A 25,237-nucleotide genomic window follows, 5' to 3' on the forward strand; every position below is an offset into this window, starting at 1 on the left:
CGTTCGCCCGGTGAGGAGCGGCGTCCGGTGCGGCGAGTGGGGGCACCCCCTCCGGGGGAGCGTGCCGGGCGTCGCGACGGGGCGAACGTCGCCTGGTGCGGCACTAGTCCTTGACCCGCGTGACGACCGCGTCCTCCGTCCCGTCGGCCGGCGCCGGGAGCACCGCCGCCGCACCGGCGCCGTCGTCGTCCGTGTTCACGCGCTCGATGATCGCGAGCCGTTCCGGGGTGTCCTCCGGCTTCAGGAAGCCGACGACGACGTAGAGGACCAGGGAGACCGCGAGCGGGACGGACACCTGGTACTCCAGCGGTACCCCGCCCTCGACGTTCCAGTTGACCGGGTAGTTGACCAGCCAGAAGGCGAACAGACCGGCCGCCCAGCTGGTGAGCGCGGCCGTCGGTCCCGAGCGGCGGAAGGGCCGCAGCAGGCCGAGCATCATCGGGATCGCGATCGGTCCCATCAGACCGGCGACCCACTTGATGACGACGGTGATGATGTCCTTGAACGTCGGCGAGTCGACCTGCGTGGCCACCGCCATGGACAGGGCGAGGAAGACGACCGTCGTCACCCGTGCCGCGACCAGCCCGGACCGCTCGCCCCAGGCCCGTGCCCGCGCCGACACCACCGGCGCCACGTCCCGGGTGAACACCGCGGCGATCGCGTTGGCGTCCGAGGAGCACATGGCCATGGTGTGGGAGAAGAACCCGACGATGACCAGGCCCAGCAGGCCGTGCGGCAGGAGCTGTTCGGTCATCAGGCCGTAGGAGTCGGAGCCGTCCGGCTTCTGCGACTCCACCAGCAGCGGCGACATCCACATCGGGAAGAACAGCACCACCGGCCAGACCAGCCACAGGACCGCCGACAGCCGCGCCGACCGCGCGGCCTCGCGGGCGTTCGCCGTCGCCATGTAGCGCTGGGCCTGGTTGAGCATGCCGCCGTTGTACTCGAAGAGCTTGATGAAGAGGAAGGCGAGCAGGAACACCGTCCCGTACGGGCCGACCAGCGGCTTGCCGTGGCCCTGGAGGGCGGGCTCGTCCCAGACACCGAAGAAGCCGCCGTGGTCGTCGAGTTTCATGACGACGGCCACGAACATCGCGACGCCGGCGAGCAGTTGGATGACGAACTGCCCCAGCTCGGTCAGCGCGTCCGCCCACAGGCCGCCGATCGTGCAGTAGACGCCGGTGACGACGCCGGTGATCAGGATGCCCTGGTTGAGGGAGATGCCGGTGAAGACCGACAGCAGCGTGGCGATGGCCGCCCACTTCGCGGCCACGTCCACGATCTTCAGCAGCATGCCGGACCAGGCCAGGGCCTGCTGGGTCGGCAGGTTGTAGCGGTTCTTCAGGTACTCCAGGGGAGAGGCCACGTGGAGCCGTGAGCGCAGCCGGTTGATGCGCGGCGCGAACAGCTTCGACCCGACGGCGATGCCCAGGGCGATGGGGAGCGACCAGGTGACGAAGGACGTGACGCCGTAGGTGTAGGCGATGCCCGCGTACCCGGTGAACATCACCGCGCTGTAGCCCGACATGTGGTGCGAGATGCCGGACAGCCACCAGGGCATCTTGCCGCCGGCCGTGAAGAAGTCGCTGACGTTGTCCACGCGTTTGTGCGACCAGACGCCGATCGCCACCATCACGGCGAAGTAGCCGATGAGCACGGACCAGTCGAGACCGTTCATGTGCCCCCTTCCGGGGTCCGCCTTGTGAACTCCGCTCAGCAGGCCGGCGCTTCGCGGGAGCGGGGGGAGGGCGAGGCGCACGGCGAAGTGCCCGCTCATCGTGGGTGCGTCGACGCGGGCACGACAAGAAAGCGGAGAGTCAAGAGCGGGTAAAAAGGTTCGGCTTGTTGACCTCGGTTCACCTACATGAACGACGAAGGGGTGAGGCAGCCGGCGTTCGCGGACCGGTTTCCCGGCCGTCTCGCCGGCTCCGGAGCCACCGTCGGGCGGCTCCGGAGCGAATCCCGCGCTGCTCCGGCGCTGCCCGGCGCTACTTTGTCGCGAACTTCAGCTCGTCCTTGAGCTGGTCCGCGAGCCGGTCCTTGAGCTCGTCCTTCATCTCGTCCGGGCACGGGGTGCCGCGCGAGAACCCGTACGGGGCCGCCAGGTGGTACGTGCCCGCCTTCGGGGCGACCAGCACCGTCCACGTGTCGCCGTCGACGGTCTCCTCCGTCTCCGTCAGGCAGCCGTTGACGTTCTCGAACGACTTCGGCGAGCCCTCGGGACGGTCCCTGGAGGCCTCCGTCTCCTGCGGCGGCTTGAGCTTCTTGCCCTCGGCGTCGACGAGACCCAGCCACGGCGAGTACGGCATCCGGACCAGGACCGGACCCGCCTTGTGCACGTCGATCGTCCACTCGCCCTGCTCGGCGCGCTGGACGACCGCGTCCGGCTCGGCCAGCGGGGCGGGGTCGGTCACCTGGAACAACTGCCAGTTGGTGTCGCCCCAGACCTGCTTCAGATACGGCAACCCCCGCTGCACCAGCGCGCGCTCCCGCTCGCCGCCGTCACCGTCCGGCTCGTCCTTGGGCAGCACCACGAAGTGCACCGCCCAGCGCTGCAGCCACTCGTGGTAGTTCGCCGAGTTCAGCGTGTCGTCGTAGAAGAGGGGGTTGCGCTCCATGTCGGCCTGGCGGTTCCAGCCCCGCGCCAGGTTCACGTACGGGGCGAGCGCCGAGGCCTCGCGGTGGGAACGGGCGGGCACGACCTCCACCCGGCCCTTCTCCGCGCCGACCTCCTGGAGCTCGTTGACGAGCGGCGCCAGCTCGCGCGCCCAGGAGGCGGCCGGCGTGGTGTGGACGATGTCGTCGCCCGTCTTGTAACCGATCCAGCCGGTGAAGCAGGCGAGCGTCGCCATCAGCGCGTACCACTTGCGCGAGCGCGGCACCGTGAACGGCAGCGCGGCCACCAGCACCACCCCGGCGAAGAGCATCGGCAGGCGCGTGATGTTGGAGCCGATCTGGGAGCTGATCGCCCAGACGAGGAGCACGGCCAGCCCGTAGACCGCCGCCGTGATCCGCACCGTCCTCCACGTGCGCGGCACCACCGCGTACACGCCCCCCGCGCACAGCAACGGCAGGATCGTCGAGCCGAAGATCATCGGCTGCGTGCCGGAGAACGGGAACAGCCAGGCCGACAGCGCGACCACCACGCTGGGCGCCAGGCCCAGCGCCCAGGCGCCCGGCCGGCGCTTCTGCAGGAACAGGGCCACCGCGACCAGGCCCACGAACAGGCCCGAGACCGGCGAGGCCATCGTGGACAGCGCGGCCAGCGGCGCCGTGCACAGCGCCTTCGCCCAGCGCTCGTGGCGCCAGCGGTGCGGCCAGCAGAACACCGTGGCCACCGCGCCCAGCGCGAACATCGTCCCCAGCCCGAACGTCACCCGGCCCGAGATCGCGTTGCACAGCAGCCCGAACAGGCCCGCGAGCGACGCCCACAGCGGGTTGCGGACCACCCGGCTGCGGATCAGGATCAGCGTCAGCAGCCCGGCCGACAGCGTCCCCGCGATCATCATCGTGGTCCGGACGCCGAGCACCGACATCAGATACGGCGACACCACGCTGTACGACACCGGGTGCATGCCGCCGTACCAGGCGAGGTTGTACGCCGAGGCCGGATGCCGGCCGACGAACTCCGCCCACGCGTCCTGCGCCGCGAGGTCACCGCCGCTGTTCGCGAAGGTGAAGAACCACATGATGTGGAGGATCCCGGCGAGGGCGGTGACGGACAGGACGGGGTGGCGCAGCATGCGCTCGCGCACGGCCAGGAGGGCGCCCTTCACCGCGGACGGCGCTTCCGGCCCGGCAGGCTCCGGCCCGGCAGGCTCCGGGGCGCCGGGTACCCGTCCGCCGGACTCCCGCCCGGCAGGCTCGGTGCGGTCCGGCTCACGGTCGTCGTCCGCCGGGCCGGTGCCGGTCCTCCCGCCGTCCCCGCGGTCCCCGGCGTCCTTGCGGGGCGCGGGTACGTGTGGTCGCGGGCCCGTTCCCGGACCCGGATCGGCGTCGTCGGCGTGTGTCGGCTCCGCAGTGGCCACCTGAAGGCACTCCCCGTGTCCCGTCTTCTGCTTTCGGCCGCGTACGTCCCGTACTCTTCACGACTCTTCACGGCCGCGTTCCCGCGACCCGGCGACCTGCCCCGTTTCGTGACGCTAGCACGCACCCCGTCCGGCGGCCGCCGGACGGGGTGCGTGACAGGCGCCGTGCCGTCCTGTCCTGCCCGGTGTCAGCCGAGCCGGGTCAGCCTGGCCGTGAGACCGGGCTCCGCGAGGTCGTCCCGGAGGGCGACCGGGACCTCGACGGCGTCACCGCCGCTGCCGTCGCCGACGACGAGCGTGCCGACCTGGGTGCCGGCCTTCGCCGTGTGCGGCACCGACCCGTCGCCGGGACCGTCCAGCCTCAGCCGCACGGTCAGGCCGGACCAGCCGACGGCGGAGACGTCCTTGGTGGCGACCACCGGCGTGGTGCCGCCCAGACCGTCGTCGACCCGCCCGACGACATCGCCCTTCTTCACGACGGTCTTCGAGGTGAGCGCGTCCTGCCCCGCCTCGATCAGCTTGCGCACGACGCCGGTGACCTCGTCGATGTTGGCGACGCCGTTCCGCCCGAACTGGCCGAGGGCCGCGCCGATGATCGTCCGGTTCTTGCCGTCGATGTTCTTCTCCGCGGCGAAGAGGATGTTGCCGCCGGCCGCGGTGGTGGTGCCGGTCTTGATGCCGATGGCCACGGTCGGGACGAGCCCGAAGAAGTTGTTCTGCTTGTCGCCGTTGAGGTCGACGTAGCTGGGCTGCCGGGAGATCTCCTTGAAGACCGGGTTCTCCATCGCGGCGCGGCCCAGCTTCACCAGGTCCTCGGCGGTGGAGACGGTCGTCTTGTCGAGGCCGCTGGGGTCCGTGTAGGTGGTGTTCTTCATCCCCAGCTCCTTGGCGGTCTTGTTCATCTTCGCGACGAACGCGTCCTCGGAGCCGTTGCCGGAGTCCCAGCGGGCCAGCAGCCTGGCGACGTTGTTGGCGGACGGCAGCATGACCGCCTGCAACGCCTCGTACTCGGTGATCTTCTGGCCCTCGGAGACCCTCACCACCGACTCGTTCTCGGCCTTGCCGGTCTCGTAGTGCTTCTGCGCGGTCGCGTCGACGGGGATCTCCGGACCCTTCTCGCCCGTCTTCAGCGGGTGGTCGCGCAGGATCAGGTACACCGTCATGACCTTGGCGATGCTGGCGATCGGTACGGGCTTCTGGTCGCCGGACGTGCCGAAGGTGCCGATGCCGTTGACGTCCATGGCCGCCTGTCCCTGACCGGGCCAGGGCATGGAGGGCTTGCCGCCCTCGAAGGAGACGGTCTCCTGCGCGGTGAGGTGCAGCGTGGGCGTGGGCAGCGGGCGCACGGCCTGGACGACCCCGAACACGAGCACCAGCAGCAGGACCAGCGGGGTCCAGATCTTGACCCGGCGCACGGTCGTGCGGAGCGGGGTCTCCGGGGGCGGCGGGGTGTTCGTCAGCTCGGCCAGCAGGTCCAGCGGCGGCTTCGGCGGCAGCGGCTGCTGCGTGGTCCGCTCGGGACCGACCTGCGGCACGGCCGCGGTGGCCCCGGCGGAGGCCGCGTGGGGCGCCTCGGGACCGGCCTTCGGGGCCGGGGCCGGGGCCGGGTCCGGCTGCGCGGGCCGCGGGGGCTTGCGGGTGGCCGGGTCGTCCGGGTGCCGCAGGGCGACGAACTTGCTGGTGCGCTCGGCGTCGGTCTCGGCGTCGGTCTCGGCGTCGGCCTTGCCGGTCCCGCCGGCCTTCCCGTCCTTCTTCGCCGCGTCGCCCAGCTTCAGCATGGTCGTCGGCTGGTCCACGGAGGGCCCGGCGGACGGCCGTACGGTCTTGAAGACGGCGGTGGGCTGATCGACGGGGCCCCTGCCGGCCTCGGCCCCCTTGCCGGCCTCGGCCCCCTCGTCGGCGCCGGGCTCCCGCCCGGCCTCGGCGCGGTCGTCTGCGGGGCCCTCGGAGGCCTCCTCGGGCCCGTCGGCGTCCTCGGCCGCCGCCTCGGGGGAGGCGGCGCCCCCCGGCTCGTTCCCGGCCTCGTGGCGGGCGTTCGCGGCGGCACGCTCGTCCGCGGTCGCGACCCACGCCGCCACGGCGTCACGCAGCCGGCCGTCCCCGGCCGTCCCCGACGCGCCCTTCTCGCCGTCCGCCTCGACCCCGTCCTCGGCCTCGGGCGCGTCGTCGTCCCCGGCCCGGTCGTCGTCCCCGGCCCGGTCGTCGTCCCCGGCCCGGTCGCCGGGCTCGGCGTCCGCGTCGGTCTCGGGCGCGGTCCTGTCGCCGGACACGGGCGTGCTCTCTGCCTCGGACCCGGCGTCCGTCTCGGCGTCCGCGTCGGTCTCGGGCCGGGTGTCCGTCCCGGCGTCCGCCTCGACGCCGGCCTCGGCCCCGGGTGCGGCCTTCGCCTCGTCCTCGTTGTCGGCCCCGGCCTCCGGCGTCTCCGCCTCGGTCTCCGTCCCACGGACCGACAGCACCCGGGTGGCCGTGTCCACGCCCCCACGGGACGCCGAGGACCCGTCGGAATCCGCGGACGCCGACGCCTTCCCGGTCTCCCGCGCCACCGCCAGCCGCGGATCACGCGTCTCGCTCGCCTCGGTCCTGGCTTCGGGAACCGGACCCGCGCTCCCCGACGTCGGTTCTTCCGACGACTCGCGCTGCTTCGACCTGTCGGGGGACTCGCCCGCCACCGATGCCTCCTCCATGCGCCGCACGTCCTGTGTGCGCTACCGAACCATGTACCAGTGTCCTGTGTACGGCTGGAACCCACGCGGTAGACGAGAACGACATACCTACTGGTTCCACTACGAACCGGTCACGCACTCTCGACAGACCAATGTGAGAGGGGTCACCCTGTCTGTCATCCACGCGGGGAGGCATGGATGGGCAGGAGCCGCAGAACACTTCCGGAGGAGCTTCTGCTGCTGGCGTTGGACCCGACCACGGGTACCACCGCACAGCCGCAGTCGCTCGACCTGGGTCTGGCCGGAGCACAGCTGGTGGAGCTGGCGCTGGCCGGACGGATAGCCCCAGACGGGGATCGTATCGCCGTGGTGGCCCCACGGCCGACCGGAGATCCGACACTCGACTGCGCGTTGGAGCTGCTGCGAAGGCGTGGCGCTCCCGTACGGGCGGTCAACTGGATCGGCGGGCCCCGCCTGGGGCTGCGCCAGACCTATCTCTCGCATCTGGAGCGCTGCGGCATGGTGCATGCCGTGGAGGGCCAGATGTGCGGGGTGTTGCCGACGACTCGCTACCAGGCGACGGACACGGCGATCAGCCGGGAGATCAAGGCCCGGCTGGACTCGGCGATCCGCACCGGCGTACCGCCGGACCCGCGGACCGCGGCGCTCGCCGCGCTGGCCCACGCGGTCGGCCTCGGCAAGCACCTGTACCCGGGCAACGAAGGACGCTCGTCGCGGTCCCGCCTGCGGGACCTCATCAGGCACGACCCCATGGGCGGCCTGGTGGCGCACGCAGTGATGGACGTCCAGAACGGTGCGGCGGCGCAGCCGCGCCGCAGCCCGGCACCGGCCGGCCGGCCGGCCGCGGGACCGGGGGCGAGGCCCGCCCCGGAACCCGCCCGCGGCGTTCCGGCGCAACCGCGCCACGGATCCATGGCGCGTGCCGCGGCCCACTGACCGCACCACAGGCACCACCCGCACGACCGCACCACGCACCACGCACGACCACGCACCGCCGCACCGACTGTCCCCGAGACCCGGTCACGGGAGCCGCACATCCGCGCGGGGCGGCGGGACCGGCCGTACGTCCGGCACACCCGGACACGGCCGGACCCGCCGCCCCGCGCGGCCATGTGTGCGGATGTGCCCCCGAACCGGCGTGTACGCGGTGCATATCGACCGTTTGCCAGCGGTAGGAAGCACCTTGGTGGCAGTCTGCTCAACAGCAGATACGCAAAGTGGCAGGTATGAGTCACGCAGCCGGAGGTGCACGTCCCGTGGCGTCCAATGTCAATCCCACCGTCAGGCGACGCCGGTTGGGCCAGGAGCTGCGCCGGCTCCGCGAGCTCAAGGGCATGACGGCGGAGGAGGTGGCGGAGCGGCTGCTGGTCTCGCAGTCGAAGATCAGCCGCCTGGAGAACGGCCGGCGCAGCATCAGCCAGCGCGACGTCCGCGACCTGTGCGGGGTCTACGAGGTCGAGGACCAGCGGGTCGTCGACTCGCTGATGCAGATGGCCAAGGACTCGCGCCAGCAGGGCTGGTGGCACGCCTTCGGGGACATCCCGTACAGCGTCTACATCGGCCTGGAGACCGACGCCGAGTCGCTGCGGACGTACGAACCCCAGATCATCACCGGCCTGTTGCAGACCCGCCCGTACGCCGAGGCCCTGATCCAGGGCGCGTTGCCCGAGACGTCGGCCGCCGACATCGAGAAGCGGGTCCAGGTCCGCATAAGGCGTCAGGAGCGCGTCTCCGCCGGGAGCAACCCCCTGCGGCTGTGGGTGGTCCTCGACGAGGCGTCGCTGCACCGGGTGGTGGGCGGCAGGCAGGTGATGCGCGAACAGCTGGAGCACGTCGCCGAGATGTCGCAGCTGCCGCACATCACCGTGCAGGTGCTGCCGTTCGACGTCGGGGCGCACCCCGGCATCAACGGCCAGTACTCCATCCTGGAGTTCGCCGACGCGGCCGACTCCAGCGTCGTGTACATCGAGGGCGTCACCAGCGACCTGTACCTGGAGAAGGCCCAGGACGTGCAGAAGTACACGGTGATGTACGAACACCTGCGGGCCCAGGCGCTGAACGTGGAGCAGTCCCGCCAGCTCATCGAGGACGTGGCGAAGGAGTACGCGCGCTGAGAGGCGGCGGGATGCTACACCCCTGCCGCGTCGTTCTGGAAGAGTCGCCTGGAATATGCCATCCGGTCGGGTGAACGGCCGCTCCGATCGGCGAGGACAGCGAGTAGCGTCCATCACGCCAAAGATCAAGCGTCATTGGCGTACACCGCACACACTCGCCATCGGAGCAGACATGGCAATTCTTCAGGGCGCCACGGAATCTTGGACCAAGTCCTCCTACTCCGGAGGGAACGGCGCGTGCGTCGAGGTCAAGTCTCCGGTCGTGGCGGCGCTCGCCGTCCGTGACTCCAAGGTCCCCGAGGGCCCGGTCCTGGCGTTCCCCGCCGACGCGTGGAAGGCGTTCGTGGCCTCGGTCAAGGGCTGACGACCCCGCGCACGGCCCACCGGCACCGCCGGCAGAGCCCTCTCGACCAGTTCGCCGACCTTGCCGAGAGGGCCCTGTTCACTCCGGCGGCACGGTCACCTCACCGGGAACGCCACGTCGCACACCGGATCCTCCGGTCCGGCCGCGTCCCAGTCGGCGAAGTACACCTCACGGCACGGCCCGTCCACGGTCAGACCCCGGTCGGCGATCCACGCCTCCACCGCATCGAAGGCCGCCAGGATCTGCGGATGGGCCACCTGGGCCTTGGTGATGCGGGTGAAGGCCAGCCGCCGGGCCGGCTCCACCCGCACCCGCGCCTCCCCCGCGCGCCCCTGCCGTTCCACCCACGCCCGTGCCGCCGCCTCGTCGGCGACCGGCACGCACGACTCGGCCGGCCCGTCGCTCTCCACCGACACCTCGGAGTGGTAGGCGACGAACGGCGCCGCCACCACACCCCCGCAACCCCGGGCGGCCTCCTCCAGCCGTCCCAGCGAGGCACCGATCCACGCCGGCAGCTCGTCCGCCAGCGTGTGCCGCGTCTCGGTGATCAGCACCTGCCCGGGCACGTCCACCGTCTCGACCGCGAACCTCTCGTACACCTCGGACTCCCTTCCCGAAAGCCGTGCACGGAGGTACGCGGCGAGCGTGCGCTGGCCGGCGACCCGCGCCTCCACGTCCGCCCAGTACGCGTCGATCAGCCCGGCCGCCCCGGGCCCGTCCGCCCGGACCACCTCGGCGACCCGGGCCAACGGCATGTCCAGTTGACGCAACAGCGCCACCAGCCGGGCGCGTTCGACCTGGCCGGGGCGGTAGTAGCGGTAGCCGGTGGCCTCGTCCACGTGGGCCGGCGCCAGCAGGCCCAGACGGTCGTACAACCGCAGTGCCTTGGCCGACAGCCGGGCCCGCGCGGCGAACGCCCCGATGGTCAGCAACCCGTCGTCGCGCGCATCGTCCACGTCGTCGTCCTCCGTCACCGGGCGGCCTGTTCCGCCCGGCGACCACGAGGCTCGGCCCTGCCCCAGGGGCAAGGTCAACCGGCCCGCCCGGTCAGCCGGCGAGGAGTTCCTCGACGGCCGCGACGACCTCCGCCGACTCCGGTTCGGTCTGCGGCGAGAAGCGCGCCGCGACCTTGCCGTCCCGGCCGATCAGGAACTTCTCGAAGTTCCACCGGACGTCCCCGCTGTGCCCCTCGGCGTCGGCGAAGCCGGTCAGGCGGTCGTACAGCGGGTGCCGCCCCTCCCCGTTGACGTCCACCTTCTCGGTCATCGGGAAGGTGACGCCGTACGTCGCCGAGCAGAACTCGGCGATCTCGTCGGCGCTGCCGGGCTCCTGCCCCATGAACTGGTTGCACGGCACGCCGAGCACGGTGAAGCCCCGCTCCGCGTACCGCTCGTGCAGCCGCTCCAGACCGGCGTACTGCGGGGTCAGCCCGCACCTGGAGGCCACGTTGACCACCAGCACCACCCGGCCGGCGTACCGGGAGAGACCGGCCGCTCCGCCCTGGAGGGCGCCGATCTCGACGTCGAGGGGGAGGCTGTCGTCGTGCTGCGCGTTCTCTGAGGTCGTCATGGACGGGATGCTAGCCCCGCGCCCCTCGCACGCGCCCCGCGCCCGCCTCCCGAAGGCTCCGGCGTCCGCCCGCCCGGACGCCCTGAGCGAGGACGTCCGGGACGGGGGCCGCGGGTGGCCGGGCGGGTCAGGCGCGGCGGGAACCCGCGGACGCCATGCCGAGCCAGGTGTGCGGGTTGCCCGCCCAGCACCAGCCGAGCTTCGGGGCCTTCCGGCTGATCCAGATCGCCGGGACCCGGCGGTCGCCGGACCGGGAACCACCCAGCGAGAAGCACTTGTTCTTGACCAGGATCTGCGGGACGTGCGTCATCAGCGCGATGCCCTCCTCGAGGGTGAGCAGTCCGCGCCCCCGTTCGGCGACGGCGGCCATCGCGTCGTCGGGCACGACCCCGCAGAACTCCTCCCCGCGCTCGACGTCGCACAGCAGGTGGACGCCGGCCCGGCCGGGCGGCGCGGCCTCCTTCGTGGCGACGAACCGTTCCAGGGAGCCGGGCTCGAAGGAGTGGTCGACGAACCCGGGCAGCCGGCCGCCGTGCAACGTGGTCAGCGGCATCGTCCGCTCGATCGGGGCGAGTTCCCGGCCGACGACCAGGACGAACGGCACCCGGCCGGTGACGGCGGGATCGTACGGAGCGTCCGCCCCGTCCGCTCCGTCCGCCGCGGTGCCCGCGTGGGCCACGGCCTCGGCGCGCAGCGGCGCCACCAGCTCGGCGAACTGCTCCGGGGTGCGCCCGGACAGCGCCGGGTAGCCGAGCGAGACGAGCGTACGGACCTGCCGGTCGAACTCGGCGGCGGGGTCGAAGGCGGGGGAGCCGGGGGCGGCGGAGGCGGCGGGGGAGTGCGTCCGGTCGGTCAAGCCGGTTCCTTCCGTGGGGTCCTGTACGAGGCGGGCGGATGCGGTGGCGGGAACGCCGGTCAGGAGAGCCCCTCCTCGCGCGCGACGGCCTCGATGTCGGCCGGGCTGCCCGACATGATCGTCCGGACGTGGCGGGTGACCAGCTCGACCGGCCAGTCCCACCAGGCGGCGCGGAGGAGCCGCGCGACATCCTCGGCGTCGTACCGGGCGCGGATGGGCCGGGCCGGATCGCCGCCGACGACGGTGTACGGGGGAACGTCGCCGGTGACCACCGAGCCCGCGGCGATGATCGCCCCGTCCCCGATGCGCACGCCGGGCATGACGGTGGCGCCGTAGCCGAACCACACGTCGTTGCCGACGACCGTGTCGCCGCGGCTGGGCATGCCGGTGACGAGGTCGAGCGTGGCCTCGGCCCAGGCGCCGCCGAACATGGTGAACGGGAACGTCGACACGCCCATGGTGGGGTGTTCGGCCCCGGCCATCAGGAACCGGGTGCCGGAGGCGATCGCGCAGTACTTGCCGATGATCAGTTTCTCCGGCCCGTAGGCGTAGAGCACGTTGCGGGTCTCGAAGGCGGTGGCGTCGTCGGGGTCGTCGTAGTAGGTGAAGTCGCCGACCCGGATGCGTTCGTCGGTGACGAGCGGCTTGAGCAGGACGACGCGCGGATGCTGGGCGAGCGGGTGGAGGACGCCGGGGTCGGGAGTCGTCATGCGGGGACCTCGATTCTGGCCAGGGAGCCGGTTTCCAGGGCGCACCACAGGGCGCCGTCGTGCCGGGCGATGCCGTGCGGTTCGCCGTCGGGACGGGAGAGCGCGTACGAGGTGACGCGGCCGTCGACGGTGATCCGGCCGACCCGGCCGCTGCCCCACTCGGTGAACCACAGCGCGCCGTCGGGTCCGGCCGTGACCGCGTGCGGCCGGGCCGCCGGGTCGGGCAGCGGATATTCGGTGACGTCGCCGTCGACGGTGATCCGGCCGATCCGCCCGGCCCCGATCTCGGTGAACCACAGCGCTCCGTCGGGCCCCGCGGCGATGCCCACCGGTGCGGCGGACGCGGTCGGCAGGGGGTGGGCGGTGCCGTGGCCGTCCGTGGTGAGCCGTCCGACGGCGTTGTCCTGGTTGAGGGTGCACCACAGGGCCCCGTCCGGGCCGGCCGCGATGGCGGACGGGAAGGCGCCGGGCGCCGGGTACTCGGTGATCTCGCCGTCCATGGTGACGCGGCCGACGCGGTCCGCCGAGGAGAGCGTGAACCACATGGCCCCGTCCGGCCCGGCGACGATCCCGAACGGCCCGCCCCCGGGGGTCGGGGGCGCGAAGGACGAGTACGTACCGTCGGGGGTGATCCGGCCGATGCGGTGCGCCCGGTACTCGGTGAACCACATCGCCCCGTCCGGGCCCCGCGCGATCACGGTCGGCCCGGCCCCGACCGGGTGGACGGTGACACTCCCGTCGCCGGGATCCCGGCGGGCCACGGCGTCCTGGTGGACGAGGGTGAACCAGAGGGCTCCGTCCGGTCCTTCGGCGAGTGCGTAGGGGCCGGCGTCCGGGCCGGTGACGGCGAACTCCCGCACGGGGCCGGCGAGCAGGCGCCCGACCTCCTCGAACAGCGCGCGGCCGTCCTCCTCGGAGAGGTGGAAGGCGTGCTTCATGCCCTCGTGGACGCGCAGGGTCACGCTCACCCCGGCGGCCTGCGCGGCCCGCGCGAACCGGCGGGCGTCGTCCAGCAGCACCTCGTCCCCGCCGACCGCGACGAGCAGCGGCGGCAGCCCGCGCGGATCGCCGTACAGCGGTGACTGCGGCGCCTCGGTGGCGGACGCGCCGGCGAGGTACTGGGCGCAGACGGACGTGAGGACGGTCCGGTCGATGACGTCCTTGCCGTCGTTGGCCGTCAGGGAGGCGCCGGTGAGCGCCAGGTCGGTGACGGGCGAGACGACGACCGCGGCGCCGGGCCGGGGCCCGCCGGTCCGCTCGATCTCCAGCAGGGCGGACAGGACGAGCGTCGCTCCGGCCGACTCGCCGAAGAACGCCACCCGCGCCGCGGGAACGCCCTGCTCCAGCACGCTCCGCCAGGCGGCGAGGACGTCCTCCAGGGCCGCCGGGTACGGATGGGCGGGGGCCAGTCGGTAGTCCACCCGCAGCACGGGCCGTCCGGTGGCCCGCGACAGCCGGCGGGCGAGGGCCCGCTCGGCCTCGGGCGTGGTGTGGGCGAACCCGCCGCCGTGGACGTAGACGACGACGCCGTGTCCGCGGTCCCCGGCGCCGGGCGCGCTCACCCATTCGAGCGCGGTGTGCTCCTCGATGTTGCCCTCGATAAATTTTTTCATCGGTAGTAACTTTATGTGGGCCCGCTACAGGGTGTCAATATAAAATTACTACGGAGGTAAAATTATCCGCATGGATACGACCTCCCCGTCCGCAGGCGCACCGGCGCTGGGCCTGCGCGAGACCAAGAAGCGCGAGACGCGGCAGCTGATCTCCGACCGGGCGACCAGGCTCTTCGTCGAGCAGGGCTTCGAGCGCACGACGATCGCCGAGATCGCCGACGCCGCCCGCGTCGCCAAGAAGACGGTGACGAACTACTTCCCGCGCAAGGAGGACCTGGCCCTCGACCACCAGGACGAGTTCGTCGCCGCCCTCGCCGACGCCGTGGCCGCGCGCGAGCCGGGCGAGACCCCCCTGGCGGCCCTGCGCCGCGCCTTCCTGGCGGCCGTCGAGGCCCAGGACCCCGTCGCGGGCTTCGCCGGACCCGCCTTCACCCGCATGATCGCCGACAGCCCCACCCTCTCGTCCTGTCTGCGCGGCCTCCACGACCGGCGCGAGGAGGCGCTGGCCGCGGCCCTGGCCGACGCGACGGCCACCCCGCCCGACGACATCACGCCCCGCACGGCCGCGGCCCTGCTCGGCGGCGTCCACCGCGTCCTGTTCACCCGCATCCAGCAACTGACGCTGGCCGGGAACACGAACGCGGAGATCGCGCAGGTGCTGAGGGAGGAGGCGCCACGGGCGTTCGACCTGCTGGCCCCCGCCCTCGCGGAGTACGGACGCTCCTGACCGAGGCCGCCCGGGCGAGGCGTCCCGGAGCCGGTCCCTTCCCGGCGCCCGGCGCCCGGCGCACCGACCGGCCGTCATCCTTCTGCCGTCTTCGATGCCATATGTCGCATACGGTGATCGGGGTGGTGCGCGGGAGGTGCGGAAGGGGCAGGAGGTGCCGGATGCGTGAGGAGGAGCCACAGCGCCCGCTCGGCAGGATCGGGCTGGACGTGTTCGACGCGGCCCCGGTGGGGGTGGTCGTCACCCGCGGCCCCGAGCACCGCATCGCCTACATCAACGCCGTCTACCGGGAGACCTTCGGCGACCGGCCGCTGGGCCGGCCGTTGCGGGAGGCGTTCGCCGACCTCGCGCAGACCGGTTACTTCGAGCTGTTCGACCGCGTCCTCACCACCGGCCGCGCGGAACGGGTCTCCACGGCTCCCGTCGACGTGGCCTACCCGGGATCGACGGCCGGCGTGACGCGCTACTTCAACTTCAGCGTCTCCCGGACGACGCTCGGCGCGGACGAGCGAGGAGTGCTGGCCGTCGTGGTGGAGGTCACCGAGCAGGTCGAAGCCGCCGAACGCATCCGGGTCCTGGCCGAGCAGCGCCGCCGTGTGCTGCTGCGCTACCGCAGCCTGGTCAACGCCAGCACGCAGGTGGTGTGGGTGACCGACGCCGAGGGCGAGGTGAGCGAGTCCAACCCCGGCTGGGAGCGGCTGACCGGGCAGACGTGGGAGGAGTTCCGGAACGGCGGGTGGCTCGACGCCGTCCACCCCGAGGACCGCGAGGCGACCATCAGGGAATGGCGCCGGGCGGTGGCCGAGGTGCCGGCGGACTACACCGACACCTACCGGCTCCGTACGGTGAACGGCGGTTACCGGCACTTCACCATCTACGCCGCGCCCGTCCGCGACGGCGACACGGTGATCGAATGGATGGGCACCTGCGTCGACATCGAGCAGGAGTGGCAGGCGAACCGCCGGGAAGAACTGCTGGCCCGCGCCGCCCGCGCCACGGCCGGCACGGGCCGGCTGGAGGAGATGCTCGACGCCCTCGGCCACGTGATCGTGCCCGACGTCGCCGACGCCTGCGGGGTCTACCTCCTGCCCCAGACGCTGGACCGCCCCGCCGGGGACGTGCTGACCGCCGAACGCGTCGTCGGCATCACCCGCCCGGGTCTGCCCGGCCTGCCCCCGCACCACGAGGAACGCCTGTGGCCCGGGAACCCGTTCACCCGCGCCGTCGAGCAGGGCCGCCCCGTCCACGCCGTCTTCCCGCCCGGCGAGCCACCGCCCGACATCGCTCCGGAGGGGAGCGTGCCGTGGCTGCCCGAGTCGGCCAACAGCGTCGTCCTGCTCCCCGTCGTCGTGGACGGCACCACCGCCGCGCTGCTCGTCTCGTCCGTCAGCGGCGACCGGCCGCCGCTCGGCCGCCCCGAGATCGACCTGCTGCGCGAACTGATCGAGCGGACCCACGTCCCCCTGCGCAACGCCCTCGAGTTCCAGCGCACCCGGCAGGTCGCGCTCGCCCTGCAGCGCAGCCTGCTCACGGCCCCGCCCGACACGCCCGGCCTCGGCATCGCGGTCCGCTACCGGCCCAGCAACGTCGGCGCCGAGGTCGGCGGCGACTGGTACGACTCCTTCGTCCTGCGCGACGGCGCCACGGTCCTGACCATCGGCGACGTCGCCGGCCACGACCTGCCCGCCGCCGTCACCATGAGCCAGTTGCGCAACATGCTCCGCGGAATGGCCCTGGACCACGAGGAGCCCACCTCGACGATCCTGGACCGCCTCGACCTGTCCGTGCAGGCCCTCTACCCGGAGTGCACCGCCACCTGCGTCCTGGCCCGGGTCGAGCCCACCGCCCTCGGCGGCATCCGGCTCCAGTACTCCGTCGCCGGCCACCCGCCGCCCCTGCTCGTCGACGCCGACGGCACGGCCCGGTTCCTGACCGCGGCCCGCGATCCCCTCATCGGTCTCGTCCCCGAACCCCGGTACACCAGCGCCCATGAGCCGCTGCCGCCGGGCTCCACCCTGCTGCTCTACACCGACGGCCTCGTGGAGCGCCGGGACGAGGACCTCGAGACGGGCCTGGAACGACTGCGCGAACGGGCGGCCGGGGCGGCCCGGTGCCCCCTCGACGTCTTCTGCGACGAGCTGCTGACCGGCATGCTCCCCCACGGCGGCGAGGACGACGTGGCCATGCTCGCCCTACGACTGGCCGCCGACGACTGATCACCGGCCCCGTCAGCGGATGTGCGGCCGGAGCCGGTGGGACCGATGGACGGCCGGGCGGCTTCCTGCCGTCTCGTCCACCGTGCCGGTGACGCCCTCCGCCTCCAGCCTCTCCGGGCGGCGCCTCCTGCCGCGGCGACGCGCCGACACCGTGCCGGCCAGCACCATCCACATGCCCAGACCGAAGACCAGCGTGAGGGCGATGCCGCCGAGGAACGCCCCGAGGGTGCTGATCGCGAACGGCCGGCTTCCCAGCAGGGTCACCGTGTAGTCCGGACCGCCGGACAGGTTGTACGCGATCAGCAGGCCCACGAAGGCGGCGGCGCCCGCCATGAGCAGAAGACCCAGCAGCACCATGGTTCTCACCTCGTCGCGTGGTGGGTACTCCGAACGGGTTACCGGAAGACGAAGAGGGCAAAACGTCGACCGGAGATCAACATCCAGCGCCGGCCAGCACCGTCCGGCGCCGGCCAGCACCGTCCGGCGCCATCGTGTGCCACTGCGGGTACCTCAGCATGCTGCCGCTCAGGTCGCCCGGGACCCGTTCTCGGGTGTTTCTGCAGGTCAGTTGATGTGGCATCACTCTCTCTCCCGTCGAACGCCACGAATGCTTGCGCATGGTGCCTTCGTGGTGCCATCATGGCGTCATGGACCTCACCCCGTATGTCGACACCCTCCGCCGCGAACTCGTGGTGGCTGCCGAGGCCGGCGGCGGCGAAGCCCGCGAGCTGGCCGAGCGGCTCACGGCCCCCCTGGAGTCGGTGACCCGGCTGACCATGCTCAACGTGCTCTCCGCCGCGATGGACGAGATCACCCGCGAACTCGCCCCCGGCTCGGTCGACGTGCGGCTGCGCGGCCTGGACCCCGACTTCGTCGTGACACCGCCGCCCACCGACGTCGGCACCTCCCCGGAGTCGTCGGCCGCGCCTGCCGGACCGCTCCCCGCCCCGGCTCCGGCCGACGCCGACGAGGGAGGCACCGCCCGCGTCAACCTGCGGCTGCCGGCCCATCTGAAGGCACGCGCCGAGGAGGCCGCGAACCGTGAGGGCCTGTCGGTCAACGCCTGGCTGGTGCGGGCCGTGTCGGCCGCCGTCGAGGGCGGCGGCGCGCCGCGCACGACGGAGCGGGCCCGCAGCGTCGGACAGAGCTTCACCGGCTGGGTGCGCTAGCCGCGCCCATGCCCGCACCGCACGGAAGCACAGCACTCGCACCACGTCCCGCCAGCGGAGACGCCCCACGGACTCATGAGGACGGTACAGCCATGCCTTCTTTCGACACTCCCGGACCGATCGCGGTGACCGCCCACGTGGGCGCGGGTTCCATCCGGTTCGCCGCGGGCGACCGGCTCGACACCGTCGTCGACGTGCGGCCGGGCGACCCCGAGCGGGACAAGGACGTACGGGCCGCCGAGCAGACGGAGGTCTCCTACGTGAGCGGCGTCCTGACGATCCGCACGAAGGAGCGCCGCTTCATCGGGCCCACCGGCGTCGTCGACGTGACGGTGGAGCTGCCCACGGGCTCGCGCATCGACACGACCGGCTCCTGGACCCAGGTGGTCGGCGAGGGCCGGCTCGGTGAGGTCCGGGTGAAATCCTCGGGCGGTGACGTCCGTCTGGACACGACCGGCCCGCTCCGCCTGACCGCCTCTCACGGCTCGATCACCGTGGGACGGGTGGAGGGTGCGGCCGAGATCACCACCAGCTTCGGCAGCGTGCGCGTCGGCCTCCTCGAAGGCTCCGCCGTCCTGAAGAACTCGCACGGCTCCACGGCCGTCGGCACCGCGATCGGCGACCTGCGGGTGAGCCACGCCAACGGCGACATCGACATCGCCCGCGCCGAGGGCTCGCTCGCCGCCACCGCCGCCCACGGCGCGCTGCGGGTGGGTGAGGTGGCCCGTGGCGAGGTGCAGCTGGAGACCTCCTACGGCGTCATCGAGGTCGGCATCCGCGAGGGCACGGCCGCCTGGCTCGACGCGCACGCGGACGCCGGGCGGGTGCGCAACACGCTCACCGCGTCCGGCGCCCCCGGGGAGGCCGAGGACACCGTCAAGATCCGCGCGCGTACCCGGTACGGCAACATCGACGTCCGCCGCGCCAAGGCCTGACCGACCGCACCCTCGCGAACGCGCCGACCCGCCCCCGTCACCCCACCCTTCGAAAGGAAGGGCTCCATGCCTCCGTCTGTCATGCCCATGTTCAGCAAGGGAAGCGGTCCGCGGACGACCGCGGCCGTCTCCGCCGTCGGTCTGCGCAAGGCGTACGGCGACAAGACCGTCCTCGACGGCATCGACCTGCACATCCCCGCCGGGACCGTCTTCGCGTTGCTCGGTCCGAACGGTGCCGGCAAGACCACCGCCGTGAAGATCCTCTCCACGCTGATCCCGGCCGACGGCGGGCGGGCCCGGGTCGCAGGCCACGACATCGCCACCGCACCCGACGGAGTACGGGCCGCGATCGGTGTCACCGGCCAGTTCTCCGCCGTCGACGGCCTGATCACCGGCGAGGAGAACATGCTCCTGATGGCCGACCTGCACCACCTGCCCAGGCGGGAGGGTCGGCGGGTGACCGCCGAGCTCCTCGAACGGTTCGACCTGACCGACGCGGCGAAGAAACCCGCCGCCACCTACTCCGGCGGCATGAAACGCCGCCTCGACATCGCGATGACCCTGGTCGGCGACCCGCGGATCATCTTCCTCGACGAACCGACCACCGGCCTCGACCCCCGCTCCCGGCACACCATGTGGGGCATCGTCCGCGAGTTGGTCACCGGCGGGGTGACCGTCTTCCTCACCACCCAGTACCTGGAAGAGGCCGACGAACTCGCCGACCGCATCGCCGTCCTCGACAACGGCAGGATCTCCGCCGAGGGAAGCGCCGAGGAGCTCAAGCGGCTCGTTCCCGGCGGACACGTCCGGCTCCGCTTCACCGACCCCGTCGCCTACCGCTCCGCCGCCACCGCCCTGCGCGCCACCGCCGCCTGCGACGACGAGGCACTCGCGCTCCGGATCCCCAGCGACGGCAGCCAGCGCGCCCTGCGCGCCGTCCTCGACCGCCTCGACGCCGCCGGCGTCGAGGCCGACGAGCTGACCGTGCACACCCCCGACCTCGACGACGTGTTCTTCGCCCTCACCGGCAGCACCGACACCCCCCACCGGACCACGGAGGCCGTCCGATGAGCACCCCCCTGGCTCCCGCCCGCCCGTCCCGGATGTCCCTCGCCCTGCGCGACTCGTCCACCATGCTGCGCCGCAACCTCCTGCACGCCCGGCGCTACCCGTCCCTCACCCTGAACCTGCTGCTCACGCCGGTGATGCTCCTGCTGCTCTTCGTCTACGTCTTCGGCGACGTGATGAGCGCCGGCATCGGAGACGGCGGAGCCGACCGCTCCGAGTACCTCGCCTACCTCCTGCCGGGCCTGCTGCTGATGACCGTCGGCAGCACCACGATCGGCACCGCGGTGTCCGTCTCCATGGACATGGCCGAGGGCATCATCGCCCGCTTCCGCACCATGGCCATCCACCGCGGCTCCGTCCTCGTCGGGCACGTCGTCGGCAGCGTCGTCCAGTCCGTCATGAGCGTCGTCCTCGTCGGCGCCGTCGGTGTGGCCATCGGCTTCCGCTCCAAGGACGCCACCGCCCTCGAATGGCTCGCGGCGTTCGGTCTGCTGGTCCTGTTCACCCTGGCGCTCACCTGGATCGCCGTCGGCATGGGCCTGGTCAGTCCGAACGCCGAGGCCGCCAGCAACAACGCGCTGCCGCTGATCTTCCTCCCGCTCGTCTCCAGCACCTTCGTGCCCATCGACGCGATGCCGGGCTGGTTCCAGCCGATCGCCGAGTACCAGCCCTTCACCCCGGCCGTCGAGACCCTGCGCGGCCTGCTCCTGGGTACCGGGATCGGCCACAACGGCTGGCTCGCCCTCGCCTGGTGCCTGGCCCTCACCGCGCTCGGCCACCTCTGGTCGAAGTCGGCCTTCGACCGCGACCCGAAGTGACCCGACCGCCCGTCCCACGCCAGGGCGGCGTACTCCGACACGACGTCGGCGTACGCCGCCCTGCCCGCGTTCACGGCCGCACCGAGCCGCTGACCCGCGTGTCCGTCGAGTCTCCCGCCAGAGTGGTGTCATGGGTGCAGGGTACTGCGCCAAATAAGGTGCTCATGGCGCCAATGATGTGCCATCATGGCGTCATCGCCGAAGACGAGTCGGCGAGAAGGGGGGCGCATCGTGAACACGGAACAGGTCCGGCAGCAGGCGGCACCCGGGGCGCCCGGCGCTCTCGCGTCCTTCGCACGTTTCGTGCTGTGCGGTGGCGGGGTGGGGCTCGCCTCCAGCTTCGCCGTGACGGCCCTCGCCTCCTGGCTCCCCTGGGCCCTGGCCAACGCCGCGATCACCGTGGCCTCCACCCTCCTCGCCACCGAGCTGCACGCCCGCTTCACCTTCGGTGCGGGCGAACGCGCGACCTGGCGCCAGCACACCCAGTCGGCCGGGTCCGCGGCGGCCGCGTACGCGGTGACCTGCGGGGCGATGCTCCTCCTGCACCAGCTGGTGGCGGCCCCCGGCGCGGTGCTCGAGCAGGTCGTCTACCTGTCCGCCTCCGCACTCACCGGCGTCGCGCGGTTCGCCGTCCTGCGCGTCGTCGTCTTCGCACGCAGCCGCTCCCGCTCCCGCTCCGCTGCCGCCGGGACCGGCGTGCGGCTGCGGCAGCGCACCGACGCCGTGATCTGCCGCCCGGGCTTCCGGCCGGCCTGACGGCACACGGCCGTACGGGGGTACGGGAGTACGGGGGTACGGGGGTACGGGAGGCGCCTCCGGTGGATGCTTCAGGACCCGGCACGAACGGCCCGCATGCTGTCGGATTTCTGGAGCACAAGGGGTCCAGCGCCTGGACACGATGAAGGGCCGACCGGGAGGAAACCCCTCCTGGGTCGGCCCTTCTCTCTGTGCCCCCGGCAGGATTCGAACCTGCGACACCCGCTTTAGGAGAGCGGTGCTCTATCCCCTGAGCTACGAAGGCCGGTGATGGCGTGGCTGAGCCACCGCCGACAGTGTAGCGGGTGGTCAGGTCGGAGGGACGGGGGTGAAGCGGCCTGCGGTGTGGAGATCTGTCTCGATGTGGGTGGCTGTCCGGCGGAGCTCGGGGAGGATCTCCGTCACGCAGGACTCCGCCGTGCGGCGGGCCGCGTGCATCGCCACGTTCAGCGCCGCCACCGCCCGGCCCGTGCGGTCGCGTACCGGGACCGCGATCGAGCGCAGGCCGGCTTCCAGTTCCTCGTCGACCAGGGCGTAGCCCTGCGCCCGGACCTCCTCGAGGGAGGGGGCCGGTGCCGGGAGGTCCGCGAGGAGGACGCGGCCGAGGGAGGTGGCCTGGGCCGTGAGGCGGGTGCCCACCGTGATGCGGGCGCTCATCACGTGGCTCGTGGCGGCCCGGGCCGTGTACTGGATCTCCTCGCCCGAGTCCGACAGGACGGCCAGGGAGGTGGACTCGCCGACGCGGGCCGCCAGCGCGGTCAGGTGGGGCTGGGCGATCTGGGGGAGGGAGAGGCGGGAGAGGGGCGGGAAGCCGAGGGAGAGGACACGGGGGGTGAGGGTGAAGGTACGGTCGGGGGACTGTGTCACCAGGCCCGCGTGTTCGTGGGTGATCAGGGCCCGGCGGGCCGTCGCCCGTGCCAGACCCGTCGCCTTCGCGACCTCCGTGAGGGTCATGGAGGGCCTGGCCTCGCCGAAGGCCGCGAGGACGGTCAGGCCACGGGCCAGGGACTCCACGAACTCGCGGCCCAGTTCCTGTTTCGACGCGCCCGTCCAGGTGGCCAGGCCCGCCGCGGGCGGTGCGTCGGTGGCCGGTGGCGGGGCGGTGCGCAGGTCGTCCTCCATCCGCGACACCGCCGCGCGCAGGCGGGGGAGCAGGGTGGCGCGCAGGTCCTGTGCCGTGTGGCGGCTGGTGTGGCTCACCACGCTCGCCACGCACGCCACCCGGCCGGTGCCGGGGTCCCGTACCGGGGCCGAGACCGCGACCAGGCCCGGTTCGATCAGCTGGTCGTCCAGGGCCCAGCCGTCGGCCGCCGCCCTGGCCGTGCGGTGCTCGAAGTCCGCGTCGGGGGCGGTGTGTTCGCGGGGCGGTACGGAGGGGAAGGTGCGGTCGTCCGGGTCGGCCGCGCGGCGGGCGCGCCAGTGGTGCCAGTCGGTTTCCGTCCACTCCGTGGCGAACAGCGGGCCCGGTGCGGTGCGTTCGGCGGGCAGCAGGTCGCCGATGCGGAAGCTCAGGGACATCGCCCGGCGGCGCGTGGCCTGGTGGATGAAGCGCACGCCGTCCCGGTCGCCGACCGCCAGGGACACTGACTCGTCCAGCTCGTCGGCGAGGGCGTCGGCCCGGTGGGACAGCAGTGCGGGAAGGCGCAGGGCGGCGAGGTAGGCGTTGCCCAGTTCCATCAGACGGGGGGCGAGGGTCACGTCGCGGCCGTCCGGGCGGACGTATCCCATGCGGGCCAGGGTGACGGTGACGCGGTCGACCGTGGAGCGGGCGAGGCCGGTGGCCCTCTCCAGGTCGCTGAGGCTGAGGGTGCCGCCGTCCGCCTCGGTCAGCCGCCGCAGTACGGCGATCCCGCGCAGCAGCGGCGCGACCGCCTCGGCCGGGGCAGGGGCAGGGGCGCCTCCGGCGTCCCCCGCGCCTCCGGTGCCCCGAGCAACCCCGGTACCCCCGGTGCCCCCAGCGCCCCCGGTGCCCCCAGCGCCCCCGGCGTCGGCGGTGTCGTTCGTGGTGTCGGCAGGCATCGGCTCTCCGGTACGGCGGTCGCGGCATGCCTACCGTAATGCGGGGGCCGGCAGCCCCCTGTCCCTCCCCGGCAGCCCCGGACGTCAGCGTCGCGTGACCCGCACCCGGTGGTCCCCCTTCAGGTCCGCCCCCGACACCGTGATCGTGATGCCCCGGCGCGGGTCCTTGAAGGTCTCGCCCGGGGTGAAGGCGGCGTCCGAGAGTTCGGCGTGGACGTTGGGGCTGCGGGTGCAGCCGCCGCTGTGCTTGCGGGAGTCGTACACCGTCACCGGGCCCATCCCCGTGTCCACGTCCGCGTCGACCTTGTAGATCAGTACGCCCTCGCGGCAGACGGCCTCGTCGTTGCCCTCGCGGGTGCGCAGCTCGACCGCGTACCCGGACTTCCCGTCCAGCGGTACGACCACCAGCTTGTCCCCGCCCTTGCGGGCCAGCGGCGTCAGCGTGTACTCCGTCGTGCCCGGCTGCGAGGCGCAGTGCACCTGGGACGGCTCCAGCCAGCCCAGTTTCCACTTGTGCCAGCCGAGCAGGTCGTTGTCGGCGCCCCAGTCCTCGCTCATGATGTCCCAGTGGCCGGCCGCGCCCCCGCCCTCCTGGGTGTAGAGGTCGGGCAGGCCGAAGATGTGGCCGTTCTCGTGGGGGAGGACGCGGTAGCCGGTCCTGTCGTAGGAGCCGGAGCCGTCGTCCTGCCGGGAGTAGACGAAGGACGCGTTCGCCACCGGGACGCCGTCGGCGACCGGGGCCTCGGCGTTGCCGGCGAAGGTGACGGACAGGACCGTGTCCAGGGCGGAGGGGCCCGCGTTCGGCGTCACCAGCACGTTCACGAGGTCGTACGCGCGGAAGTCCACCTTCGCGTCGGCCACCGACACCAGGTCCTGCACCAGTTCCCGGTAGCCGGGATCGAAGGGGGCGCCGCGCTGTATGCCGTACTCGGCGAACGACTTGGGCATGCGCAGCCAGTCGCGGACGGGGGTCTCGGGGCGGTAGTCGAGGCGGCCGTAGGAGCTGGTGCGGAACCACTGCCGGGTCTGCGGGAAGAACTCGGCGTACCGGTCGAGGGCCGTGCCCTCGCCGGGTGCGTCGGAGAAGTCGATCATCAGGTTGAGCGCGCGGACGGTACCGGTGGAGCGGGCGTACCCGGACGAGGTCGGGACGCCTTCCGACATCTGGATCTCGGAGCCGCCGCTGATCAAGCAGGGGCCGTGCGCGGAGGAGCGGGAGAGGGTGGTCGGGGCCGGGCCGGCCGTCGAGGTGCCGGGGGCGAGCCTGCCGGTGCCCGCCGAGGTGCTGACGGCGAGCGTCAGGACGGCGACGGTCGCTATCGCGGCCGGTCGGCGCAGGCGTATCCAACGGCTCGGCGGCCGCACCTGCGACTGCGGCTGCATGCAGACCTCCCGGACCACGGCAGCCGCCGGTCACCGGCTGCACCCTTGCGATCACCCTGTGACGAGGGGGGTGCGGGCGCGCGCTGGAGCGGCCCGATCGTGGGTTTCTCGCGGGTAGCCGCCGACGCCGTCCGGGGCCGGGACGTCCGGGGCCTCTCGGTGCCCTTCGCGGCGCCGCTCACGGCCCTGTCCGCGACCCCGTTCACCA

Annotated in this window: 21 protein-coding genes, 1 tRNA gene and 1 pseudogene; 10 read left to right on the forward strand and 13 right to left on the reverse strand. The window is 72.7% G+C overall.

The window, feature by feature from the left end:
• Positions 1-103 precede the first annotated feature (103 nt).
• From ACIRFH_RS12200 to ACIRFH_RS12210, 3 genes are all read right to left on the reverse strand, one after another.
• Positions 104-1,678 carry a sodium:solute symporter family protein gene (locus ACIRFH_RS12200; RefSeq protein ID WP_403519514.1) on the reverse strand — a complete coding sequence of 525 codons (1,575 nt, stop codon included), beginning with the start codon at positions 1,676-1,678 and terminating at the stop codon, positions 104-106.
• A gap of 310 nt (positions 1,679-1,988) precedes the next feature.
• Positions 1,989-4,028 carry an MFS transporter gene (locus ACIRFH_RS12205; protein ID WP_403519516.1) on the reverse strand — a complete coding sequence of 680 codons (2,040 nt, stop codon included), beginning with the start codon at positions 4,026-4,028 and terminating at the stop codon, positions 1,989-1,991.
• Positions 4,029-4,216: 188 nt separating this feature from the next.
• Positions 4,217-6,712, reverse strand: coding sequence for a D-alanyl-D-alanine carboxypeptidase (locus ACIRFH_RS12210; protein ID WP_403519518.1), 2,496 nt, complete (start codon positions 6,710-6,712; stop codon positions 4,217-4,219).
• A gap of 177 nt (positions 6,713-6,889) precedes the next feature.
• Between ACIRFH_RS12210 and ACIRFH_RS12215 the strand changes: the two genes are divergently transcribed.
• The 3 genes from ACIRFH_RS12215 to ACIRFH_RS12225 all read left to right on the forward strand — a co-directional run bounded on the left by ACIRFH_RS12215 (position 6,890) and on the right by ACIRFH_RS12225 (position 9,190).
• On the forward strand, positions 6,890-7,648 hold the full coding sequence (locus ACIRFH_RS12215; RefSeq protein ID WP_403519520.1) for a GPP34 family phosphoprotein: 759 nt from the start codon (positions 6,890-6,892) through the stop codon (positions 7,646-7,648).
• 320 nt (positions 7,649-7,968) lie between these two features.
• Entirely contained in the window at positions 7,969-8,826 is an 858-nt protein-coding gene (locus ACIRFH_RS12220; RefSeq protein ID WP_403519522.1) for a helix-turn-helix domain-containing protein, read from the forward strand.
• A 172-nt stretch (positions 8,827-8,998) separates the two neighbouring features.
• Positions 8,999-9,190: a DUF397 domain-containing protein gene (locus ACIRFH_RS12225; RefSeq protein WP_403519524.1), complete on the forward strand. Its 192-nt coding sequence runs from the start codon at positions 8,999-9,001 to the stop codon at positions 9,188-9,190.
• Between the two features lie 95 nt (positions 9,191-9,285).
• Here the strand turns inward: ACIRFH_RS12225 and ACIRFH_RS12230 are convergent, their stop codons facing one another.
• The 6 genes and pseudogenes from ACIRFH_RS12230 to ACIRFH_RS12255 all read right to left on the reverse strand — a co-directional run.
• Positions 9,286-10,164 (reverse strand): MerR family transcriptional regulator, encoded by an 879-nt coding sequence (locus ACIRFH_RS12230; protein WP_403519526.1) that lies wholly within the window; start codon positions 10,162-10,164, stop codon positions 9,286-9,288.
• 73 nt (positions 10,165-10,237) lie between these two features.
• A complete protein-coding gene (locus tag ACIRFH_RS12235) occupies positions 10,238-10,759 on the reverse strand; it encodes a glutathione peroxidase (protein WP_403519528.1) in 522 nt (173 codons plus the stop codon).
• A 127-nt stretch (positions 10,760-10,886) separates the two neighbouring features.
• Complete coding sequence (locus tag ACIRFH_RS12240; protein WP_403519530.1) at positions 10,887-11,615, reverse strand: DUF5701 family protein; 729 nt, start codon at positions 11,613-11,615, stop codon at positions 10,887-10,889.
• A 59-nt stretch (positions 11,616-11,674) separates the two neighbouring features.
• Positions 11,675-12,325: a CatB-related O-acetyltransferase gene (locus tag ACIRFH_RS12245; protein ID WP_403519532.1), complete on the reverse strand. Its 651-nt coding sequence runs from the start codon at positions 12,323-12,325 to the stop codon at positions 11,675-11,677.
• The gene (locus tag ACIRFH_RS12250) at positions 12,322-12,996 is read right to left on the reverse strand and encodes a virginiamycin B lyase (RefSeq protein ID WP_403519835.1); all 675 of its coding nucleotides are present in this window, start codon (positions 12,994-12,996) and stop codon (positions 12,322-12,324) included. The genes ACIRFH_RS12245 and ACIRFH_RS12250 overlap by 4 nt, the downstream gene beginning before the upstream one ends.
• A gap of 261 nt (positions 12,997-13,257) precedes the next feature.
• Positions 13,258-13,938, reverse strand: a pseudogene (locus ACIRFH_RS12255) (alpha/beta hydrolase fold domain-containing protein); the annotation flags it as partial.
• Between the two features lie 70 nt (positions 13,939-14,008).
• Between ACIRFH_RS12255 and ACIRFH_RS12260 the strand changes: the two are divergent.
• Complete coding sequence (locus ACIRFH_RS12260; protein WP_403519534.1) at positions 14,009-14,665, forward strand: TetR/AcrR family transcriptional regulator; 657 nt, start codon at positions 14,009-14,011, stop codon at positions 14,663-14,665.
• A gap of 161 nt (positions 14,666-14,826) precedes the next feature.
• Positions 14,827-16,881, forward strand: a complete 2,055-nt coding sequence (locus ACIRFH_RS12265; protein ID WP_403519536.1) for a SpoIIE family protein phosphatase — start codon at positions 14,827-14,829, stop codon at positions 16,879-16,881.
• Positions 16,882-16,893: 12 nt separating this feature from the next.
• On the opposite strand, the gene ACIRFH_RS12270 is transcribed toward ACIRFH_RS12265, so the two are convergent.
• Entirely contained in the window at positions 16,894-17,238 is a 345-nt protein-coding gene (locus tag ACIRFH_RS12270) for a hypothetical protein (RefSeq protein WP_403519538.1), read from the reverse strand.
• A 290-nt stretch (positions 17,239-17,528) separates the two neighbouring features.
• Here ACIRFH_RS12270 and ACIRFH_RS12275 point away from each other — a divergent pair, with 290 nt between their 5' ends.
• From ACIRFH_RS12275 to ACIRFH_RS12295, 5 genes are all read left to right on the forward strand, one after another.
• A complete protein-coding gene (locus ACIRFH_RS12275; RefSeq protein WP_403519540.1) occupies positions 17,529-18,050 on the forward strand; it encodes a toxin-antitoxin system HicB family antitoxin in 522 nt (173 codons plus the stop codon).
• Positions 18,051-18,142: 92 nt separating this feature from the next.
• A complete protein-coding gene (locus ACIRFH_RS12280) occupies positions 18,143-18,985 on the forward strand; it encodes a DUF4097 family beta strand repeat-containing protein (RefSeq protein WP_403519542.1) in 843 nt (280 codons plus the stop codon).
• 66 nt (positions 18,986-19,051) lie between these two features.
• Positions 19,052-20,056 carry an ATP-binding cassette domain-containing protein gene (locus ACIRFH_RS12285; protein ID WP_403519544.1) on the forward strand — a complete coding sequence of 335 codons (1,005 nt, stop codon included), beginning with the start codon at positions 19,052-19,054 and terminating at the stop codon, positions 20,054-20,056.
• On the forward strand, positions 20,053-20,871 hold the full coding sequence (locus ACIRFH_RS12290) for an ABC transporter permease (RefSeq protein ID WP_403519546.1): 819 nt from the start codon (positions 20,053-20,055) through the stop codon (positions 20,869-20,871). Before ACIRFH_RS12285 ends, ACIRFH_RS12290 begins: the two co-directional genes overlap by 4 nt.
• A gap of 231 nt (positions 20,872-21,102) precedes the next feature.
• Positions 21,103-21,627: a GtrA family protein gene (locus ACIRFH_RS12295; protein ID WP_403519548.1), complete on the forward strand. Its 525-nt coding sequence runs from the start codon at positions 21,103-21,105 to the stop codon at positions 21,625-21,627.
• Positions 21,628-21,819: 192 nt separating this feature from the next.
• Here the strand turns inward: ACIRFH_RS12295 and ACIRFH_RS12300 are convergent.
• The 3 genes from ACIRFH_RS12300 to ACIRFH_RS12310 form a co-directional block, all read right to left on the reverse strand.
• A tRNA-Arg gene (locus ACIRFH_RS12300) sits at positions 21,820-21,892 on the reverse strand.
• A 44-nt stretch (positions 21,893-21,936) separates the two neighbouring features.
• On the reverse strand, positions 21,937-23,646 hold the full coding sequence (locus ACIRFH_RS12305; protein WP_403519550.1) for an IclR family transcriptional regulator C-terminal domain-containing protein: 1,710 nt from the start codon (positions 23,644-23,646) through the stop codon (positions 21,937-21,939).
• Positions 23,647-23,730: 84 nt separating this feature from the next.
• A complete protein-coding gene (locus tag ACIRFH_RS12310; protein ID WP_403519552.1) occupies positions 23,731-25,029 on the reverse strand; it encodes a M6 family metalloprotease domain-containing protein in 1,299 nt (432 codons plus the stop codon).
• Positions 25,030-25,237: the final 208 nt, after the last annotated feature.

Source organism: Streptomyces sp. NPDC093586, from assembly GCF_044764905.1.
Classification (GTDB): Bacteria; Actinomycetota; Actinomycetes; order Streptomycetales; family Streptomycetaceae; genus Streptomyces.

Coding starts and splice junctions, on each gene's coding strand:
- ACIRFH_RS12200 (WP_403519514.1), bottom strand. CDS start 1,678: ATGAACGGTCTCGACTGGTCCGTGCTCATCGGCTACTTCGCCGTGATG.
- ACIRFH_RS12210 (WP_403519518.1), bottom strand. CDS start 6,712: ATGGAGGAGGCATCGGTGGCGGGCGAGTCCCCCGACAGGTCGAAGCAG.
- ACIRFH_RS12215 (WP_403519520.1), top strand. CDS start 6,890: ATGGGCAGGAGCCGCAGAACACTTCCGGAGGAGCTTCTGCTGCTGGCG.
- ACIRFH_RS12225 (WP_403519524.1), top strand. CDS start 8,999: ATGGCAATTCTTCAGGGCGCCACGGAATCTTGGACCAAGTCCTCCTAC.
- ACIRFH_RS12235 (WP_403519528.1), bottom strand. CDS start 10,759: ATGACGACCTCAGAGAACGCGCAGCACGACGACAGCCTCCCCCTCGAC.
- ACIRFH_RS12245 (WP_403519532.1), bottom strand. CDS start 12,325: ATGACGACTCCCGACCCCGGCGTCCTCCACCCGCTCGCCCAGCATCCG.
- ACIRFH_RS12250 (WP_403519835.1), bottom strand. CDS start 12,996: ATGTGGTTCACCGAGTACCGGGCGCACCGCATCGGCCGGATCACCCCC.
- ACIRFH_RS12260 (WP_403519534.1), top strand. CDS start 14,009: ATGGATACGACCTCCCCGTCCGCAGGCGCACCGGCGCTGGGCCTGCGC.
- ACIRFH_RS12265 (WP_403519536.1), top strand. CDS start 14,827: ATGCGTGAGGAGGAGCCACAGCGCCCGCTCGGCAGGATCGGGCTGGAC.
- ACIRFH_RS12270 (WP_403519538.1), bottom strand. CDS start 17,238: ATGGTGCTGCTGGGTCTTCTGCTCATGGCGGGCGCCGCCGCCTTCGTG.
- ACIRFH_RS12275 (WP_403519540.1), top strand. CDS start 17,529: ATGGACCTCACCCCGTATGTCGACACCCTCCGCCGCGAACTCGTGGTG.
- ACIRFH_RS12280 (WP_403519542.1), top strand. CDS start 18,143: ATGCCTTCTTTCGACACTCCCGGACCGATCGCGGTGACCGCCCACGTG.
- ACIRFH_RS12285 (WP_403519544.1), top strand. CDS start 19,052: ATGCCTCCGTCTGTCATGCCCATGTTCAGCAAGGGAAGCGGTCCGCGG.
- ACIRFH_RS12290 (WP_403519546.1), top strand. CDS start 20,053: ATGAGCACCCCCCTGGCTCCCGCCCGCCCGTCCCGGATGTCCCTCGCC.
- ACIRFH_RS12305 (WP_403519550.1), bottom strand. CDS start 23,646: ATGCCTGCCGACACCACGAACGACACCGCCGACGCCGGGGGCGCTGGG.
- ACIRFH_RS12310 (WP_403519552.1), bottom strand. CDS start 25,029: ATGCAGCCGCAGTCGCAGGTGCGGCCGCCGAGCCGTTGGATACGCCTG.